The following is a 19,470-nucleotide window of genomic DNA, read 5'->3' as shown; positions in this document are numbered from 1 at the left end:
CTGCCCTGCCGCTTGCCTACCTCAGGCCACGAATGCTCGCAGCACCTTCGCGAAGGTCGTCAGCTCGTCGATCATCTCCTTTGGAAGCGGCTTCTCGTCGAAGTGGGCGATCCGATTGCGGATGTCCTTCACTCGCTTCAGACGGCCGATGAACTGCTCCCTGGGCATGTTGGGCCACTTGAGGGATTCCCAGTTGGCGTCGGCGGCTTCGGCCAGAGATGTCTTCGTCTGGTCCCCGTCCAGGAGCCTCAGGTAGTCGCCGAACATGAGGTCGGAGACCTGCCCGGTGCGGTGTTCGGCTTTCTTGTTCGTCTGGACGGCCTTGATGGCTTCCTCATTCAGTGCCGCGCCCAGACAGCGGCGCAGCAGTGACTCGATTTCCCCGACGATGAAGAAGGGCCGTGCCGCGCCCTCGAAGCGGTCCGTGACGTCTGCGGCGGTGACCACGCCCGAGAGACAGCCGTCGTCACCGCGGACCAGGAGATAGCCGTGTTCGCGGATGATCGGCAGGGCGGAGAAGAACTCCTGACGGGTGTCGGCGACCGGAAGGGAGTCCTTCTCCATCGCGTTGTCCAGCGTCGGCTGCTTGCCCGCCTCGTACATCTTGGCGACGGACCCCCAGGTGACCACCCCGTGGATCTGAGCCATGCCGGTGGTCACCGGGACCTGCGCGACTCCCTTCGTGCGCATCAGGAACGTGGTCTGCGCCAGGGGCGTGCTGGGACCGACGGACAACAGGCCGCGCCGCGCCGATGGAATGTCCCCGAGCAGAAGGCGCTGTGGAAGGGCGGCTGAGGGCAGTGCCTCCTCCGTCTCGTCCTCCTCCGGGTCGACGGGGGCTGCCTGTGCGGGGATGGACGCGAGCGGCACCACGTCGACGTTGCTGCGCAGGCCGCAGACGGCGAAGTCGGGCAGCGTGGTCAGCCCGGCGTCCGTGAAGGCCTGCGAGATGCGGTGCACCGTCCGGTGGTCGCGGACCCTGACCTGGAACAGGTCGAGGATGTCCTGCACGGGCACGGTCCTGCCCTTGAGCGCGGCGATGTCCTGCCCGCTCGGTGGGGTCGTCATCGGGCGTCGCCCTCCGCGAGATCACGGAGCATGGTCCTCTTGCCCATGGCGGCATGAACGAGGTCCTGCAACTGCTTGGAACGGTCGTTGTAGAACCGTTCGTAGTCGTTGTCGCGAAGTGCTTCCGGGTCGATGAGGTGGGTGGCGAGCACGTCGTCGAACCACTCGGGGCGCATGTCGGAGGCGGCGACCATGGTGGACAGGTAGGACGCCGGCGCCCCGGTCATGTCCATAGCCGCGCGGTAGGACAGAGGGGTCTTGTTCACGATGGAGTTCGTGGGCAGGCCCTGGCTGTTACCCCGTCGGAACCAGGCCTTGGGGAAGATCTGCCGGACGTCCACGCTGTACTCGTCGAGCCTGCCGGGGTTGAGCGGGCTGTCCGTGTAATGCCAGTCCACCGCCCCCTGCTTGACCAGCAGCGCGTAAATCCCCTTGTAGGCGGCGCTGTTGCGGGTGGTGAGGCTGTCGAGACGGTCGGCGAAGAAGAACGCGTCAGTGACGGTGTCGGGCGCGCGGTCGTCCTGCGCGATCCAGGGGACGAGCTGTTCGACGTCACGGGTGAAGCGGGTCTCGGTGGAGCCGCCGTACATCTCGCCCAGGACCCCGCACCAGTACCACTGGTCGGTCTTCTCCTCCGCTCCCAGGCCGTCCAGCGCCGTGTCGAGAATGGCGCGGACGGCTGCCAGCGGGACGAGTTGGGTCTTGTACGGCAGATCGCTCGGGCGGACGATGCACTGCCGTTCCAGGAAGTCGCCCACCCAGGCGAAGGCGTCGGCGAGTTTCGGCGCCAGACGGACGAAGTCGGCCAGTGGAAGGTCCAGCAGATCCCGGCGCTTGCACGACACCGTGGCCCCCGTGCCCGCCTGTTTCCGCTCCCAGGTGCGCACCAGGGCGATGGCCTGCAGGAAGTCGATGCTGCTCAGCCCGTTCTCGATGCCGCTGTCAAGACGGCCGAAGACCGGGTACTTGGCCGCCAGCCCCTGCTTGATCTCCCGCCATACTTCGGGGAGTTGGTAGTAGTCCCCGGTCTGTTCCACGTACTCGCGGTCCCCGGCGTAGGTCGCGGTGAGCAGTTCGAAGACGTTCAGGGGCACACCGCCCGTGTTGACCCGCTCGAACACCGCGCAGACAGCGTCCATGGAGGTGGTGGCGGCCAGCCGGATCATCGGGACCTGGAAGGCACGGACCTGTTGCAGGACGGACTCGTCGAACTGGCCCCACAGGTCCCAGTTCCGATCTTCGTCGGCCTTGATGTAGGACTTCTTCCACTGGTTCACACGCTGGGCGTCGAAGACGAGGTGCAGAGGGAAGAGACCGGCCGCGCACTCGTCCTCCGTGGTGCTCAGATCCAGCACCACCGTGCGGTTGAAGTCGGTGCGGAGCACCTTGTCTGCCGGGACGGACAGGATGGCCTCGTCACGTTCCGCGGACGGTCCGACGGACTTCGCGATGTCGACGTAGTACCACCGCTCGATGGGCTTTCCGCGGGCGTCCGCGGTCTCCACGGGGGCGTCCAGCCACAGGGACTGGAAGAGGGAGGTGAGGCGCTGCTGCCCGTCCAGCAGGAGGAGGTCCGCGGCCGGATCGTCGTCCGGGCGCGCTCCGGTGAGTGTCCGGGAGCGGAACCGGGTGGCGCCCCCGGTCTGCAGGGTCATCACGACGCCGAGCGGGTAATCCAGCGTCACCGTCGCGATGATCGCGCGGATCCGGTCGTCGTCCCACTTCCAGTTCCGCTGAAAGTCGGGCAATTGTAAGGAGCCCGATGCCACGTCCGCGAGTACGTCTCTCAGCTTCACATTGTCCAGTGCCGCCACGTTCGTCCCACTCTCCACCCCGGTCTATGTACGGAGAGTGATTCCAGCAGCGTCTTCAGGTGACCGTCAACCGATTCAACGAAGTAGGTGGCTCTCCACAGCGCCCCGCGAGCCACAGGCCGACCAGCCGTCGGCCTTCGGTCCCATACGGCTGCAGCCCGTGGAAATGGAAGACTGGTTCCTGTGAGCACCACCGGATCCCCGCGCCCCACGCAGGTGAGCGCCGCCCGCCGCCGTACCGTCATCGACGCGCTGCGGCGCGGCGCCGTACCCGACAGCGGACTCGATCTGCTGGCCACCGGACTCGACCGGTTCGAAGGGGCCCTCGACGCGGAACTGGATGCGGTGGCCTCCGGCGGCTCCGTGTTCAAAGCCGTGCGAGGCGAGTACGGGTCCGGGAAGACGTTCTTCACTCGCTGGCTGGGGGAGCGGGCCAAGCGCCGCAACTTCGCCGTGGCCGAGATCCAGATCTCGGAGAACGAGACCCCGCTCCACCGGCTGGAGACGGTCTACCGGCGGCTCACCGAACGTCTCACCACGTCCAGTTTCCCGCCCAGCGCGCTGCGGCCCGTGGTCGACGCCTGGTTCTACGCCCTGGAGGAGGACGCTCTCGCGGCCGGTGCGAGCGAGGACGAGCTTCCTGACGAGGTAGAGAAACTGCTTGTCGCGCGACTCGCCGAGGTCTCCCGGCATGCCCCGTCCTTCGCCACCGCCCTGCGCGGCTACCGGGCCGCCCTCGCAGGTGGCGACGAGGCGACTGCCGCAGCGGTCCTGGCATGGCTCGGCGGCCAGCCCCATGTCGCTGCCGCCGCCCGTCGATCTGCCGGGGTGCGCGGCGACCTCGACCACTTCGGCGCCCTCGGGTTCCTGCAGGGACTCCTCACCGTGCTGCGCGACTCCGGACACACCGGGCTGTTCGTCGTCCTCGACGAGGTGGAAACGCTGCAGCGGGTGCGATCGGACGCTCGCGACAAGGCGCTCAACGCGCTGCGGCAGCTCATCGACGAGGTGCACTCCGGCCGTTTTCCCGGCCTCTACCTCGTCATCACAGGCACTCCGGCCTTCTACGACGGACAGCAGGGCGTGCAGCGCCTCGCTCCGCTGGCTCAGCGGCTGGCCACCGACTTCACGACCGACCCGCGCTTCGACAACCCCCGTGCCGTGCAGATCAGACTGCCCGGCTTCAACCAGGAGTCACTGATCGGACTCGGCGTCACCATTCGTGACCTGTACGCCGATGCCGCGGAGAAGCCCGAGCGCGTGCGGAAGGTCGTCGACGACGCGTATGTCGCAGACCTGGCACTGGCCGTCGGCGGAGCACTGGGCGGCAAGGTCGGTGTGGCTCCCCGTCTGTTCCTGAAGAAACTGGTCGGGGACGTACTCGACCGTGTCGACCAGTTCGACGATTTCGATCCCCGGCAGCACTACCGGCTGACGGTCTCCAGCAGCGAACTCACCGATGTGGAGCGGAACCTGGCCGCCACGGTCACCGGCGGCTCCGCGACGGCCGACGACATCGATCTGGAGCTGTGATGACGGACGGCGGCAATCCCACCGGGACGGGCCCGGGTGAGGGCGAGGCCGACCTACTCGACCGGCTCGATCCCGTCGTGCTGCACCACATCGTCAACACCCTTGGCTGGCCCGATCTGCGTCCTCTCCAGCGGGCGGCGATCGCACCGCTCATGGGGGGACAGGACGCCGTGCTGTTGGCTCCCACGGCAGGTGGCAAGACCGAGGCGGCTTGCTTCCCCCTGTTGTCGGCGATGGCCGAGCAGAAGTGGACAGGCACGTCCATCCTGTACCTCTGCCCGCTCAAGGCGCTCCTCAACAACCTGGTCACCCGCGTCGACACGTACGCCCAGTGGCTCGGGCGGCGTGCGGCGCTCTGGCACGGTGACATCAAGGAGTCACAGCGGCAACGTATCCGCGCGGAAGCGCCCGACGTGTTGCTGACCACGCCCGAGTCACTCGAAGCGATGCTGATCGGCGTCAAGACCGATCACGCGCGCCTGCTGGGAAGCGTTCGGGCCGTCGTCGTCGACGAGGTGCATGCCTTCGCGGGTGATGACCGGGGCTGGCATCTGCTTGCCGTGCTCGAGCGGCTCGAACAGGTCACCGGACGGCCTATCCAACGGATCGGCCTCTCGGCGACCGTCGGCAATCCTGCACAACTGCTGAATTGGCTTCAGGGCGCGGGTGCCGGAAGCCGTAGCGGTCAGGTCGTCGCCCCGGGGGTGCAGCTGCCGCCCGTCTCCGACGCATCCGGGCACCCCGACAAGGGGGCCGTCGGCCGTCTCCGCAAGCCGGCGGGAGAAGTTGAACTCGACTTCGTGGGCTCCCTGGACAACGCCGCCAAACTCATCGCGGCTCTGCATCGAGGAGAGAAACGACTCGTCTTCTGCGACTCGCGCCGTCAGGTCGAGGAGCTGGGCGCCGCGCTTCGGGCCCGCGAGGTGACCGTCTACCTGTCCCACGCCTCCCTCTCCGTCGACGAACGCACTCGCTCCGAGCGGGCTTTCGCCGAGGCGCGCGACTGTGTCATCGTCTCCACGTCCACCCTTGAGCTGGGTATCGACGTCGGGGACCTGGACCGCGTAATCCAGATCGACTCACCGGCCTCCGTCGCCTCGTTCCTGCAGCGCATCGGCCGCACCGGTCGGCGGCCCGGCACGGAGCGCAACTGTCTGTTCCTCGCCACCCGCAAAGACACACTGCTGCAGGCGGCAGGCCTGTTGCTGCTGTGGTCGCGAGGCTGGGTGGAACCGGTCGTCCCCCCGCCGGAGCCACGTCACCTCGTTGCCCAGCAGCTGCTCGCCGTCACCCTCCAACAGCACAAGCTCGGAGACCAGTTGTGGGACCGACAGTGGAACGGGCTGGCGCCCTTCGACCGGTCCGCCGCACCCATCCTGCGATTCCTCACCGAGGAGGGGTTCCTCGACAGCGACGGAGGCATGCTGTTCGTCGGTCCTGAGGCGGAACGTCGTTTCGGCAAGCGGCACTTCATCGAACTCACCGCTTCCTTCACCGCGCCACCGCAGTTCACCGTCCTGTCCGGGCGCATGGAGATCGGCCGTACCGATCCGAGCGTGCTCACCGAGGAACGGCCAGGCCCCAGGCGGTTGCTGCTCGGCGGACGCAGCTGGCAGGTCACCTATATCGACTGGTTGCGCAAACGCGTCTTCGTCGAGCCCGCCGACGGCGGCGGCATCGCCAAGTGGATGGGCGGCGGCGTCGCCGGACTCTCCTACGCCCTGACACGCGCCATGCGCGAGGTGCTGCTGGGCACGGACCCGCCCGTCTCCCTCACCCGGCGGGCGGAGGCATGCTTGGCAGAGCAGCGTGAGACGGATGCACCCGACACCGTGCACCCGGCCGGCACAGTGATCACGCGTGCCGGTTCCGACGTCCGCTGGTGGACCTGGGCCGGTTACCGCGCCAACGCCACCCTGGCAGCCACCCTCCAGTCGGTCACCGACCCGCTGCAACGCCCCACCGACAGCTGGTTGCGACTCCGAGAGAACCTCACCCCGGCCGATTGGCGTGCGGCCCGTGACAACGTGGACGGGAACCTCGTCCTCCCGGACGTGGACCGCCGGGCGGTACGCGGCCTGAAGTTCTCCGCGGCCCTCCCGGAACGCCTCGCGGTGGCCACCGTGGCGGCCCGCTTGGCCGATTTCGAGAGTGCTCGATTGGTCCTTGGCGAGCCGACTCGTTTCCAGCACTTCGGTTGAATCGGAAACTCGCCGAGGCTGTTTCAGGCGGACGCCAGGTGTTGCGCCCTGCCTCTACGGCTCCGCCGCGTCAAGCGCCCGAAGCCTGGGGGTGTCTCCGACAGCGACGACCCGCCAACCTGACGGGGGAAATGGTCTCGTCACCGGGACAGCGCTGAAAGAAGCTAGCGAAAGTGCTGTGCTTCAGGGGTTTTTACGGTGACGCCGTCGCAGTTCTTCCAGTCGTGCGCGGGCCGTGTCGTCCCGGCTTGTCGGTGGGGTTGCGTGTGCCGGACGAGGTACTTGGGGTGGTGTGGGCATGCGCAGAGACGTAGACACCAAGGCGAAAACTGCTTCCATGTCCATGGCTGCGAGGTAGGAGAGGCCGCCCTTGGTCAACCCGCGGAAGCGTGAACCACTCTTGCGGAACGAGGCCCACGTCTGTCCTTTTCGAGTGGTGACGTGACTGCCTTCTTCCTGAGAGGTGCAATCAATGTCGATTTCCAAGCTGAGCTGATCGGCGTGTGACCACCAGGTCCGCCACTGTGGATCGTCGTGGATCATCTCGACTACGGTGCAAGCCGCGTCGAAGTATGCAGTGGGAATGTCGTGGTCGCCGTGCAGCGCGAGGCTGAGCCATCGGGCATTCCCCGTTGCCGTGGCCGCCGACTCGTCTGGTTCGCCCGTACGAAAACCCGGCAGTGGGCCGATCCAGGGCTTTCCGCTGGAGATTTCGTGGGCTTTGGATACAGCTTCCGCGAGGCTGTCCGATTCACTGAAGTCCCAGATGTGTTCAGTCGCTTGACTTGGATTCTCGAGTATGTTCCGGAACTGCGAGACGCCTGAGGCAATCACCGCGAAGTGAAGATTAACAAGAGCGTCACCGGCCAGCGGCACCGGCTGCGCGCCCGATGGGTCAGAAACGTCTTGGACGGGGATTCCCGAAAGAGGTGCCTCGGCGAGTCGGCGCATGTTCTCCGCCAGACTGTCAGCGAATTCTTCGATGCGCGCCTGTCCCTGCTGGACCAGAGCTTCTTCCAGGGCGGGGGTGGTTCGCTCGTTTGCCGCACCTCCGAGAAGGTCGATGAGGGACCAGAAGTCTTCTTCTGTCATGGATCAGGGCTCGTTTCCTTTGGTGGACGCAGCGGGTGGGGCACCTTCGTGGTGCCCCACCCGCCTGTCGTTCGTTCATTCATCCCAGCGTGCGTGGGGCCTTACACGCAGATCTTCTTGGCCTGCCCCGGCGGGCAGTGGCGATGCCTGGCCACGTACTTGAGGATCATGGCTGTTTCCCAGCTGCGGGCGTTGAGCCATCCCGTCATGCGCCTCATCACGGTGTACCGGCAACCACCGATGGTTCCGTAGTACCTGTTGCAGGTGCTGATCTGGCTGGCCGGTCTGCTCGTACCGACACGGGATATCCCGTACTTCCAGATCTTTCCCTTGTAGTGGATCATGTAGCCGATGTATGCGGTTTTCTTGTACTTCTTGGCCGAGTTCGATTTCGCGTTGGGAATGGCAACGTTCGGACCGGGCAGACTGATCGAGCACCCGATTTGTCCACAGATCCAGCTCGTGGCCAGAAGGATGACATAGGCGACCAGGATTGCGGTTCCGACACCGAGAAGGTAGGGGACGCCGAGAGGAATGGCGAACCTGCCGTCCGCATCCATGAAGTTGACCGGGTCAGTCGGGTAGCCGTAGGCGTTGGCGTTTCCTCCCACCACGGGATCGGGAGAGAGGAAGAGCCCCGTTGCCGGGTTGTACACCCGGACTCCCGTGACCAGCAGGCCTCCCAAGGCGTCGTTGGAAACGCCTTGGCTTCCGAGCCAGTTGTAACGGGCTTGGGTCTGGCCGACTTTAGTGTTGCCGTACTCGTCGGCGTCCAAGGCTGTCGGTGCGACGCTGGTGTCCAGTGGGAGCAGGAGACCGACATCCCCGTGGATATTGGTGAGCTGCAGGATCGTACCGCCGGACTTGGCGGTTGTGGCCGCCAGACTGCCGTCGAGACCGCTCACGTTGCGTGTCAGTGCTCCAGTGGCGGTGTCCTCGATGATCCAGCGGGGGCTGCCGCCATCGCTGTCGTAGTGGTTGATCTTGGATGCGGTCTGGGTCCAGGTCGACCCGCTGCCGGTCTCGGTCTTCCAGGAGCGGAAGCGCAGGCTGGCGTCGAGCTGCCAGGTCTGGCGCTTTCCGTTCTCGGTTTGCTGGTAGGCGAGGTCGTTGGTGTAGTACTCGATCGTGCTGTTGGCGGGAGTCGCGGAGGTCCGGCCGAAGGCGTCGTACTTGTAGCCGGTGTCGACGATGCGGTCGGCACTGTCGTAGGTGTGTTTGACGGCGGTGCCACCCGTGGTGGGGCAGTCCAAGCCGGGGGCGCCGGCTGCGGTGGTCAGCGAGGCGCGGTTGTTGCGGTTGTCAAAACCGTACGTCCGCTTGGTGCAGACGGTACTGGTGGTGTCGTCCACGCTGGTGAGGCGACCGAGCTTGTCGTAGGTGTAGGACTGATTGGACCAGCCCGCGTGGGTGGTGGCCTGCCCGAGTACAGAGCGAGTCACGGTGTCTGCCATGACGGTGACGCCGTCGCTGTCGCGGGTGTATGTGCGTCCGACGACAGCCCCAGTCGTGTCCTCCGTCTGCTTCAGGGTGTAGCCACCGGGCAGTTTCTGCGTGGCAAGGGACGCGTCGGCGTCGTACGTGGCCTGGAATACGCCGGCGACGGAGTCGGTCGCCTTAGTGGCGAGGCCACGCGGCTCGACCGAGTGATCGTAGGTGTACGTGACTGTCGAGGGCGAGTTGTCCAGTGTCTTGGCCGGCCGGTCGAGCAGGTCGTACTCGGTGGTGGTGACACCGCCATCGGCGTCCGTGTACGAGATCTGGCGGCCGAGTTTGTCGTACGCCTTGCTGACAGTGCCGCCCGTGGGGGAGGTCAGTTTCACGGGATGACCGGTTGCGGGATCGTACTCCGTGGTCGATTCAGGAACGGCCTGCCCGATGCCTCCGGTGATGGTCGTCTTGGACGGACGGCCGGCCGCGTCGTACTGGATGGTGGTTGTTCGGGTGCTGCCGTTCGCCGTGTCGCGCACCGTCGCCGACCGGCCCCACCAGTTGTACTCGGTGGTGGTGGTCGGCACCTGCGTCGGGTTGGTGCCGCCGCCGGTGATGGCGCCGGCGACACCGGTGGAGCAGACCAAGTCGGCCCATTCCGGACGGCCCTGACAGGTACCGGAGCCAGTAGCGCTCCAGTAAGTCGTCATTCGGGTTGCGGCGTCCGTACCGGTAGCTCCGGGACGAAGCTGCTTGATGACGCGCCCCTGGGTGTCGTACTCGGTGGTGGTGGTGATCGCCAGGCCGCCGGGATCCTGCACGTTCTGTGTGGCCAGCCCCCTTGCCCAGTCGTATGAGACCAGGGACATCTTGGTCTCGCCGTGCACCGTGGGATGCTCCCGGACCTGCGCTCCTACGGTGCTCTTGGTGAGCTGATCCCTGACCGTGGCCGTGCCGTCCGTCGGCCGGCCCGTGTCGTATTCGTTGATGACCCAACTGCGGGCCGTCACCGGGGAGCCCGCCGGGACCAAGATGGTGCTCCCCGACTTCAGGTCGGCGGTCAGGTCGATACGGCGAAGCGGGCCCAGTTTCTCCAGTTCGCGTACGCCGGTCTCGTCGTAGAGGGAGGTCGCGGCCAGAAGGTTCGCTCGTTCGGCTGCGGACATCGATCCGATGCCCAGTTCGGCCTGCACAGCCCGGTCCGCGGCACTGGTTCCGAGGGCGACGGCGCGGTTGCCGGCCGACAGTTCGCGGACGGTGTTGCCGAAGCGGTCGTACTCGGTCGTGCTGATGTACCCGCCCGGAGCCGCTGAGTTGACCTCACGGCCGGACACGCCCAGGTAGCTGATCGTGGCGCGCGTATAGTTGGAGGCGGTCAGGACGCTGCCGTCGTGCGAGGCAGGCACCGCGTCCGCCGGGAAGAGAGCGGTCGCGTCGGTCGGGGCGTCCAACTGGCCCCACTTCTTGACCTCCGCCGCGCTCATGGTGTGAGGTGCGGCAGCGCCGGTCAGCGGGACGTCGTAGACGACCGAGGTGGACGCGGTACCGGCCACGACATCCTTGCTGCCCTGCTGGAGGCCTGAGCGGGACACCTTCAGCAGCATGCCGTCAGCTGCTGTGGCGGCCGTGCCCACCTTGCCGTAGGTGAACGTCCACGGCAGTTCTCCGGCCGGTGTCAGGCTGGTGACCCGCCCCGCCGTGTCGTAGGCGTACTCGGTCTTCAGCGCCGGGCTGATCTGCGGGTTCCACGCTTGACGCAGTCGTCCGGCGGAGTCGTAGGCGAAGGTCTGCACAGTCTTGGAGCTGGCGGAGGCGGCCCCGGGCTCGGTGGACCACAGGCGAACGTCCTTGACCTGGCTGAGGAAGTCACCGAACGCTGAGGAGGTGGCGGTGGTGGAGGTGGCGTAGACGAACTCCACCGAGCGGCAGCCCTTGGTAGACGGCGTGGCGGTGCATGTCGCGGCACTCGCTGCTGAGGTCGGAGCAATGATCCGCTTGGGGCGGGCCAGCACCTGGCCGTCCACCGTCACGGTCTCGGAGACCACCGTGGTGGTGGAGTTGGGCAGGCCCTCCATCAGTGTGGAGGACACTTGCCAGGTCGCGGAGGCCGCGTCCGGCTTGGTGAACGCGGTGACCGTGCCGTCGGTGTCCGAAAGCGTGAACGAACCGCTTACAGCGCCTGCGAGCGTAAGGTACTCGGAACCGGTCTCGGGAACCCACGCCGTCTTGGCGGCGTTGGCCGTGAAGTGCGTCTCCGTACCCTCTACGTCGACGACGGCGACAGCTGTGTCGGAGATCCGACGGATGTGCGAGTAGTCCGACTCCGTCGCCTCCGCCACGGTGCCGGAGACCCATTCCTTGCCGAAGATCGCCGCCTGGCCATCCTGCTGTACGGCGTTGTCCGGGCTGCGGGAGGAGGCCGTACGGGACACCGACAGCCCGAAGCCGGAGGCGTCCTCCGTCGACAGCGTGTAGTCGCCTGTGAGGAGGTTCACCTCTCCTGGCCCGATCTCCTCGGTCGCCGCGCCGGTCGCGTTACGGTCCACGATCACATCGATGGGCCGTGTGCTGCCCGAGGCCGAACTCGGGCCCGTGAAATCAGCCTTGATCTCGACTGTTCCGTCAGGATTCACCGTGTCGGCGGAGTTCCACACCAAGGCGGCGTTCTTGCCGCCGACCAGGGGCACCGGCCAAGACGTCAGAGGCGTCCCACCGGCGGTGACATCACCGGCGGGAATGCGCACCCAGGGGTCGGCCTCGGAGCGGCGCCAGGAGAACGACACCTGGTTGTACGTGCTGCCGTCGGCCTCCGCGACCAGAGGAAGACGGCGGGCGGTGCGTTCGCCGTCATCGGGCTGGACGAAGCCGCCGGGCCCGGCGTGGAAGGTGTAGTCGACCGCCTCGGACTTGTTGTCCGCCTTGTCCACCTGGCGCACCTGAAGGAGGTGGGTGCCGTCCTCGGGCGGGGTGATGCTGATGGCCTTGGCAGCACTGGAGCCGCCGGTCGCAACCTTCGTCCAGGTCACGCCGTCCAACGACCACTCCAGCCAGTTGTGGTCCGTACCGTTCGGCGTGACGCTGAACGTCCCGGCCTGACCCGCGCCCTTGACCCACGTGCTCGACGGATAGTCCGTCGATGTGACGCCGGCAGGGGCGGACGGTGCGGCGGTGTCGACCGTGAAGGTCTTCCACTCCGACCAGCCGGTGTTGTAGTGCGCGCCGTCGTACGGCGAGGTGCGGAACTTGTACGTCTTGCCGCTGCTCAGCACCCCGGAAGGCACGGTGACCGAGGCGACCTGCCCGGAGGGCACGTACGACGACACGATGACGTCGCCCACCTGCGTGTTGGTGGCGTTGTCGTAGATCTGGAAGGTGCCGTTGACCTTGTCACCATCGGCATCGACAAAGGTGTCTCGCAGCGTAGGCGTCGTGGTGTTGACCGTGTAGGCCCCGCCATAGGAGAAGTACGGCGGCCCGGCTTCCTGCTTGGTACCCGTGCGCGGCCGGTAGTTGTAGTTGACGACCAGCTTGGGCGGGTTCGACGCGGCGTTCGCGGAGTTGACCCGCTTCCACTGCGCCACGACCGACTCGCCGACGGCGCGCAGCCCCATGTGGCCGCGGGTGGCCTTGGCCGAAGCCCACTCCTGCACCAGCGTGGTCACGTCGGCGTTGATCCAGCCGTCCGGCTGCGTGGTACATGCGGCATTGCCGCGGGTCTCGGTGGAGGTGGCCTTCTTCGCAGTCCATGACGGCTGCGCCGTCCAGCGCGAGGACGTCGAGGCCGCGCCCGTCGACCACACTTCCCAGGGGTAGAGCGCACAGTCGGTGTTGTTGCCCGAGTGGAAGTTCCACAACGACAGTTTGGCGTCCGTGACCAGCGCGTCCTGGATCGACGTGGTGTTCCAGGAGATGAAGGAGCGCGCCGTGCGGGGAGTGCCGTCGGAGTTGGTCGTACCCGGGTTGCCCAGGTCCAGTTCCGTGTCGGTGGACCAGTCGACCGTCTCGCCCTGCTGGACGTAGGTGTCGAAGACGTTGGACAACGAGGAGGTGGACGGGTCGACCGTGACCGGGTATTGAGTGTCGGAGTCTGCGAGGAACTTCGCGTCCGGGGTGACCACCAGATCGAAGGTGGAACCCTTGCGCACCACCTTCAGCCCGACCTTGGCCCGGTTCGTGTGCTCGCCCGACCGCTTGTCGACGGTGGCGTCCCACATCACCGGCGCGGGCATCACAGCCCGCTTTTTGTTCTTCCTGTCGGTGAACAGGACGCTGCCGTCGGCGAGTTGCTTGGCTTTGAGGCCCTTGGCCTTCAGGGGCAGCGTATAGGAGTAGACGCCGGCGTCTGGGCGCTGCTTGATCTCCACGAACTGCTCGAAGCCCGTACGTGTGGCCTCGACGACCACATCCGCGCCGGGCACCGCGTTGGCGTACTCCGCACGCGTCCCGTCCAGCTTCGGCTTGGGCAGTCCGCCCTTCCACTGAAGAGTGATCTGCTGGTCGCCCTCGCCGAGCGTCACCAGATCGGTGGCCTCGGCCTCGCGCGAGGCGCTCAACGACTTCGCCGGCGTGCCCACCTTGCCCGCGAGCCGCAGCCCTTCGGGGTGCGCGACCGGCTCAACTCCTGATCCCGTTTCGCGCAGCTCGACGTCGACATCGACCCACTTGCCGTCCCGCTCGAAGCGAACAGGGCCCGCGGCGTACTCACTCGTGAGGCTGCCGTCCTTGTTCGCCCACGTCGTCGACGTCTCGGTGCGTTCGGAAAGCGCCTCGACACGTTTGCCGGACAGCCTTGCTGCGACTCGGGCAGACGGTATGTCGGCTGCCTGGGCCGCTGCCGCGTTCTTCGACGCGTTCACTGTTCGGGTTGGCGAGACCGCCGTCGAACTCGTCCCGTCCAGCAAGGTAATGGCTACGGTCAAGGCGACACAGCCTGCTGTCCAACGACCGGCCCCTCCGGGTCGGAGCTTCCCGCGCGGTCGTGGCGCAGGTCTATGAACGGTCATGAGTCCCCGATTTCTCTCACGCTCTCGACATCACCCATGCAATGCCAAAGAGAATGTATGCATTAAGTAAAGATCGGAAATGATGACAAGATCGCAGAAGGCGGGCGGCCGAGCTGGGGGAGTGTGAGTGATCTGCATCACTCACGCCGGGTAACTGCGCTTGAGGGAAGGGAACTTGTGCGTAGAGAGGGGAGCTGTCGGCGCCTCTGGGCGGATGTTGGGCGCGCCAGGGGGTGTTCTTCTTGCGGCGGGTTCGCCCTCGATTGGGTGAATCGACTGCCTTTGAGGAAACCGTGCGAGGCATGTGCAAGTCACACACCTTGCATTGGATGGCATTTGTCTCAGGGGGAACCATGAGCCAACAGCAGTACCCGCCGCAGCAGCCCGGATGGATGGACCTCAACAACCCTTCGGGCAGGCGTCGTTCGCGTCGCCGCCGCCCAAGGAGCGCGGTGCGGGAAAGGTCATCGGGCTGGGATGCCTGAGTCTCGTCGGGCTCATCGTCCTGATCGCCCTCATCGGTGCCGTCGCGAACGGCGGCTCTGGCTCAAAGGACACCAAGAGCGGCGACGACGCCAAGGTCGGCGGGTCCGCGTCCAAGGGCGAAAAAGCGGACGACGGCTCCCGGGAGAGTGGCACCGAGGTCGACAGCGAGAAGAAGGTCGACAAGAAGGTCGTCGTCTTCAAGGTCTGGGGCACCGCTCCCGCCGGCGCCCTTGGACCGCTCAACATCACCTACGGCACCCTTCCCCTCGACCGCGACGCCCTGTAGTTCAACGTCACCGCGCAGCTCCAGGGGGCCGGGGACATCTACTGCTCCGTCACGGTCGACGGGAAGACCAAGAAGGGGCATGCGGCCGGCGACTACAACATCTGTAGTGCGCAGCTCAGTTCGGGCCTGCTGGGCGGGTGAGACTGACGAGGGGCGAGAGTGTTCCGCGACCTCCCGCGGCGCCGCCGCCCGCCGTCCCGCCGCCCGCCGTCCCGCCGCCCGCCGTCCCGCCGGCCGCCTTCCCGACGCCCTGGTCGGCCGAGGCGCCCGTCCTGCCGAAGAATCGCCGCATCAACGCGGTCATCATCGGTTCGGCCGCCGCCGTGATCGTCACCACGGGCATCGTCGTCGTGGGGGCCACGGTGGGGGCCACCGGCGACGACAAGCCGACCACCGGCGCCGCCACCGCGTCGAGTGTCCCGGACGTGGAGTTCGTCAGCCCCGCCACGGAACCGACGTACAGCCAGGTCGACGCCGACAGCTTCTCGATCGACCTGCGCACCACCTCGCGGCAGTGCTTCGGATCGGCGGGCTGCAACGTGACCGTGGAGCCCGACCTGACCTACCTCTGCAGCAGTGGGGACGTCGACCCGGATGCCGTCTACGAGATCACTTACGCGATCCATGGTGACGAGTCCGGGCCGGTCATCCAGACCGCCGAGCTGACGAACCGGGCCAGTCTGAGCTACAGACCGTCTCTGATCAGTACTGCTTCGGCGAGTACAGAGCTCTCCGTAAGATCACCGACGTCCAAAGGCGGTGATGCATCCCCGGCCCCGACCACATGGCGACGAACCCACCTCCGGGCATGAAGGTGGGTTCGTCCAGTAGTGGCTCCGTCGCCGGACCGGTTACCGGTCACGGGTCTTCCGGCTCCCTGCTCGCCGACTTGGCCATCCGCGACTGGCAAACCCACCGAGCCAGCCCGCCCACCGCCAGAGCGACGAGGATGGCGCCCCAGTCGATGACATGCGGCAGTCCGGGGAAGAAGGCGAAAAAGGCGAGCGTGATGACCAGTCCTGCTACGAACGCGATGATGCCCGCTCGGCGCCGACGGTCCTCCCATTCCTGGCCCTGGCTTTTCCTCTGCTGCTGCTCGACCATGTGGGGCTCACTTCGTGATGTGGTGGCATTGGCTCACGCGGCGCACTCCACCGACGTAGAGGTGCGTGCACGCCCTGCCATAACGAGGGAGCGTCTGAGGAGAGTTGTTCCGCATCGGGTCGATCTTGCACTCGTTGTGCGTCTTGCCGCGTGAGGTGCGGTACACGCGGTTGTTGGTGTCGGCGTAGGTGAAGTCGATGCGCCAGTTGCAGAAGCCGCTTCCGAGGGCCGCGACGAAGGCGCAGTCGACGCCGGCGTTCTGGTAGTTGATCCTTTTGCCCTTGCCGCGGATGACGTGGGTGAACATGCACCCCGTCGGGATCTTCATCGTCGCTCCGCCCACGCTGTACTCGAAGGTCTGCACCGGAGTTGATCCGATCGCTGTGGCATGCGCCGTTGTTGGAGCGGTAAGCGCGAGTGCTCCTGCGGCTGCCAGAGCTGTGGTGAGACGCGAGACGTAACCCATGACCAAGGGGCTCCTTCTGGTGATCTTCTGGTGAGTACCTCGGACAACCCGCCCTCGTGGTTTGGGGTTTCGGTGATCTCCCTTGTTCGCCGCGTTTGAGTGATCATGAGTGACCAGGCTCGTCCGTCTCGCGTTCGGAGCGCATGAAGCCTGGCCGCTGGACAACTGGCCATCCAGCGGCCCTCAGAGCTTTGCCGGGATCAAACCATGGTGAGTTCCAGGACGGTGACCGACAGCGGGGGCAGGGTCGTTGTGAAGGTCTGCCCTGCTCCCGCTACTGCCGTGGTTCTCGGGACGAGTGTCGTCGGCTCCGTCAACGTGTTAGCCGCCGTCGGAGACGGACCCGTCAGGACCGTTGCCGTCGCGTTCTTCCTGACTCCCTTGGCCAAGCCCTGGAGTTCCACCGGGACATCCAGCTTCTCCGTCCCGTAGTTCACCACCGCCAAGTACACGTGCTTGCCCGAGCGCGTCGCCACCGTAGCCAGCCCCGGCAGTGCGCGTGCCGTCGCCGGCAGTACCAGCTCGCCCAGCTTGCTCGTCAGCATGTGCTGGGCCCAATAACTAGGCGACACGTAGCTCGTCAGGTTGTCGTAGGCGATCAGATTCGTCGCCCAGACGTTGTTCTTGACGTGGGAGAACAGCGGCGCGTAGCACTCCATCAGCACCTGGTCCGAGTTGCGGATCAGGCCCGCCAGCCAGGACGCGTCGCCCAGCGCCGCGTTCAAGTCGGGCGTCGGGCGGCCCTCCTGTGCCGCCCACTCGCCCACGAAGACCTTCGTCGACGCGCGGTCGCGGTTGTCGTACTTGTGGGTGGCCGCCTGGGCCGCCGACGGGGCCAAGTAGTAGTGCTCGTCGATCAGGTCCGGGGTGCGGCTCGTCACCGTTGTCGTCGCGATCAGCTTCAGGTGCGGGTACTTCGCCTTGATCGCGTCGTGGAACGCCGTGAAGCGGGAGTCGTACGAGCCCGAGCCGTCGAACCAGTCCTCGTTGCCTATCTCCACGTACTCCAGCGGGAACGGCTTCGGGTGGCCGTCGGCCGCGCGCCGGGCGCCCCATGTGCTCGTCACCGGGCCCGTCACGTATTCGATCTCGTCCAACGCGTCCTGGACGAACGGCTGGAGGGCGTCGCCCGTGACGTGGTCACCCTTCAGCGTGTAGCCGGCGAAGACCGCGAGGACCGGCTGGGCCTTCATGTCCTCCACCCACTGCAGGTACTCCAGCAGGCCCAGGCCGTCCGTCGACCAGTAGCCCCACGCGTCGTCCATGTGGCCGGGGCGTTCCCAGACCGGGCCGATCGTGTTCTTCCAGTTGAAGCGGGTCGCGATCGTGTTGCCCTCCAGGAAGTTGCCGCCGGGGAAGCGCAGGAACTTGGGCTTCAGGGCGACCAGCTTCTCCATCAGGTCCACCCGCAGGCCGTTCGGGCGGTTGTTGTACGTCGGGGGGAACAGGGAGACGTGCTGGAGCCACAGCGTCTCGCCCGCGGCGGACGGGTCGGCCGTGGTGACCGTCAGCCGAGCGTCACCGGTCACCGGGGCGTTCGCGCCTGTGCGCAGGGTGAGTTCGAAGGGGCGGTCCGGGAAGGTCGTACCGATGTGCCCGATCCTTGCCGAGGCGTACACCGTCCCCCCGTCCGCCGACTCGATCGACACCGTCAGCGGGCCCATGCGGCGTGACGCCTTCGCGAACAGGCGGGCCGTGTAGGTGGTTCGGGGGCGCACCGGGATGCCCCAGAAGCCGTCGTTCGAGACACCGGAGCGACTCGAAGGACCCGTACCGCTCGGCAGCACCACCTTCAGCGAGCGGTTCAGCGCCTCGTTCAGCGGCGTCGATGTGTCCAGCGTCAGTGTCGTGCCGCCCACCGCCGACCAGTGCACCGGGCTCGTGTCGCTCGCCATCATCGAGCGGTTCTGGACCAGTTCGGCGTAGATGCCGCCCTCGCCGGAGTGGTTGATGTCCTCGAACATCAGGCCCGGGAGGATGGGGGAGACCGCGTGCGCGGGGGTCGACACGTCCACGCTCAGCAGGGGGGTCGTGGACTCCACCGGGACGCCCGCCAGTGTCGCCACCTGGTCCGAGGTGAGGGCGGTCGGGAAGAGTTGTACGTCGTCGATCCGGCCGTGGAACTGGTCCACCTGCCCGCCGCCGTACAGGGCGCGGCCGATCGCCGTGGCCCCCGTGCCGGCCCAGCCCCCGGTGTAGGCCGTCTCGCCTTCGAGTACGCCGTTGACGTAGAGGCGGGTCACGCCGGAAGCCGGGTCGTTGACGCCCACCAGGTGCGTCCAGGTGCCGGCGGCCGGAGCGGAGGCGGCCGCCGCCACCGCCGCACCCTGGGTCGCGTCGGACGCCAGGCGGGCGAAGGCGAACGTGCCCGTGTCGTCGCGCAGGCCCAGGTAGAAGGCGCTGACCACCTTGCCGTCGATGCTCACGGCCGTCTGGTAGCCGCCCAGTTGGGCGAGGTTGACCCAGGCGGACACCGAGAACGCCGCCGAGGTGTCCACCACGGGGACGGGGGCCGTCGCGTTGCCGCCCGCCGTGAGGTTCAGGCTGTGGGCGCCCACCTTTCCGGTGTCCCAGCCGGCCGCGCCCTGGAGCGTGGCGGTGTGGGCGTTGCCGGACGCGTCGGCGGCGGTGGTGCCGGAGCCTTCGTCGAAGGTCCAGTGAGCCGCTGCGGCGGGGAGGGCGACAGCCGCGTCGGAGGCGGAGGCAGCGGAGGTGGACACCGTCGCGGGAGCGGCGACGGCCGGCACGGACCCGGCGAAGGTCCCGGCCAGGGACGCGACACCGATTGCGGACAGGACGGCCCTGCGGGACGGTCCGGCTTCTGAGGGCATGCGCGGTTCCTTTGTTCGAAAGACACGACGGATTCGAAAGACGCGAAAGACGCGAAGGGCGGGAAAGGCTCGAAGGGCTCGAAGAGCTCGAAGGACTCAAAAGAACGGGAGGCGGGACTCCCTACGGACGATCAGGCGCGGGCCCGTCGGTGGGC

The 19,470-nt window shown here is 66.8% G+C and carries 11 protein-coding genes; 4 read left to right on the top strand and 7 right to left on the bottom strand.

Annotated features, from left to right (window positions below; all coding sequences use genetic code 11):
* Positions 1-21 precede the first annotated feature (21 nt).
* A complete protein-coding gene (locus IOD14_RS34885; protein WP_212672404.1) occupies positions 22-1,068 on the bottom strand; it encodes a CBS domain-containing protein in 1,047 nt (348 codons plus the stop codon).
* Complete coding sequence (locus IOD14_RS34880) at positions 1,065-2,882, bottom strand: DUF262 domain-containing protein (RefSeq protein ID WP_212673453.1); 1,818 nt, start codon at positions 2,880-2,882, stop codon at positions 1,065-1,067. Before IOD14_RS34880 ends, IOD14_RS34885 begins: the two co-directional genes overlap by 4 nt.
* Before the next feature lie 183 nt (positions 2,883-3,065).
* Here IOD14_RS34880 and brxD point away from each other — a divergent pair, with 183 nt between their 5' ends.
* Positions 3,066-4,415 carry a BREX system ATP-binding protein BrxD gene (brxD, locus tag IOD14_RS34875; protein WP_212672403.1) on the top strand — a complete coding sequence of 450 codons (1,350 nt, stop codon included), beginning with the start codon at positions 3,066-3,068 and terminating at the stop codon, positions 4,413-4,415.
* On the top strand, positions 4,415-6,616 hold the full coding sequence (locus IOD14_RS34870) for a DEAD/DEAH box helicase (protein WP_212672402.1): 2,202 nt from the start codon (positions 4,415-4,417) through the stop codon (positions 6,614-6,616). The genes brxD and IOD14_RS34870 overlap by 1 nt, the downstream gene beginning before the upstream one ends.
* Positions 6,617-6,799: 183 nt before the next feature.
* Here IOD14_RS34870 and IOD14_RS34865 read toward each other — a convergent pair whose 3' ends face one another.
* Together IOD14_RS34865 and IOD14_RS34860 are read right to left on the bottom strand one after the other, a co-directional pair.
* Positions 6,800-7,708, bottom strand: coding sequence for a DUF4240 domain-containing protein (locus IOD14_RS34865; RefSeq protein ID WP_212672401.1), 909 nt, complete (start codon positions 7,706-7,708; stop codon positions 6,800-6,802).
* 101 nt (positions 7,709-7,809) lie between these two features.
* A complete protein-coding gene (locus tag IOD14_RS34860; protein WP_249126316.1) occupies positions 7,810-13,995 on the bottom strand; it encodes a DNRLRE domain-containing protein in 6,186 nt (2,061 codons plus the stop codon).
* A 535-nt stretch (positions 13,996-14,530) separates the two neighbouring features.
* On the opposite strand from IOD14_RS34860, the gene IOD14_RS44590 reads away from it, so the two are divergent.
* Both IOD14_RS44590 and IOD14_RS34850 read left to right on the top strand, forming a co-directional pair.
* Positions 14,531-14,914 (top strand): hypothetical protein, encoded by a 384-nt coding sequence (locus IOD14_RS44590; RefSeq protein WP_249126133.1) that lies wholly within the window; start codon positions 14,531-14,533, stop codon positions 14,912-14,914.
* A 137-nt stretch (positions 14,915-15,051) separates the two neighbouring features.
* Entirely contained in the window at positions 15,052-15,726 is a 675-nt protein-coding gene (locus IOD14_RS34850) for a hypothetical protein (RefSeq protein ID WP_249126132.1), read from the top strand.
* A gap of 46 nt (positions 15,727-15,772) precedes the next feature.
* Here the strand turns inward: IOD14_RS34850 and IOD14_RS34845 are convergent, their stop codons facing one another.
* From IOD14_RS34845 to IOD14_RS34835, 3 genes are all read right to left on the bottom strand, one after another.
* Positions 15,773-16,018: a hypothetical protein gene (locus tag IOD14_RS34845; protein WP_212672399.1), complete on the bottom strand. Its 246-nt coding sequence runs from the start codon at positions 16,016-16,018 to the stop codon at positions 15,773-15,775.
* A 7-nt stretch (positions 16,019-16,025) separates the two neighbouring features.
* Positions 16,026-16,484 (bottom strand): hypothetical protein, encoded by a 459-nt coding sequence (locus IOD14_RS34840; protein WP_212672398.1) that lies wholly within the window; start codon positions 16,482-16,484, stop codon positions 16,026-16,028.
* Between the two features lie 200 nt (positions 16,485-16,684).
* Complete coding sequence (locus IOD14_RS34835) at positions 16,685-19,315, bottom strand: LamG-like jellyroll fold domain-containing protein (protein ID WP_212672397.1); 2,631 nt, start codon at positions 19,313-19,315, stop codon at positions 16,685-16,687.
* Positions 19,316-19,470: the final 155 nt, after the last annotated feature.

Origin of the sequence: Streptomyces sp. A2-16, from assembly GCF_018128905.1 — a bacterium.
Lineage (GTDB): Bacteria > Actinomycetota > Actinomycetes > Streptomycetales > Streptomycetaceae > Streptomyces.
Note: the sequence above shows the minus strand (reverse complement) of the source record. Positions and strands in the feature narration are given on the sequence as shown.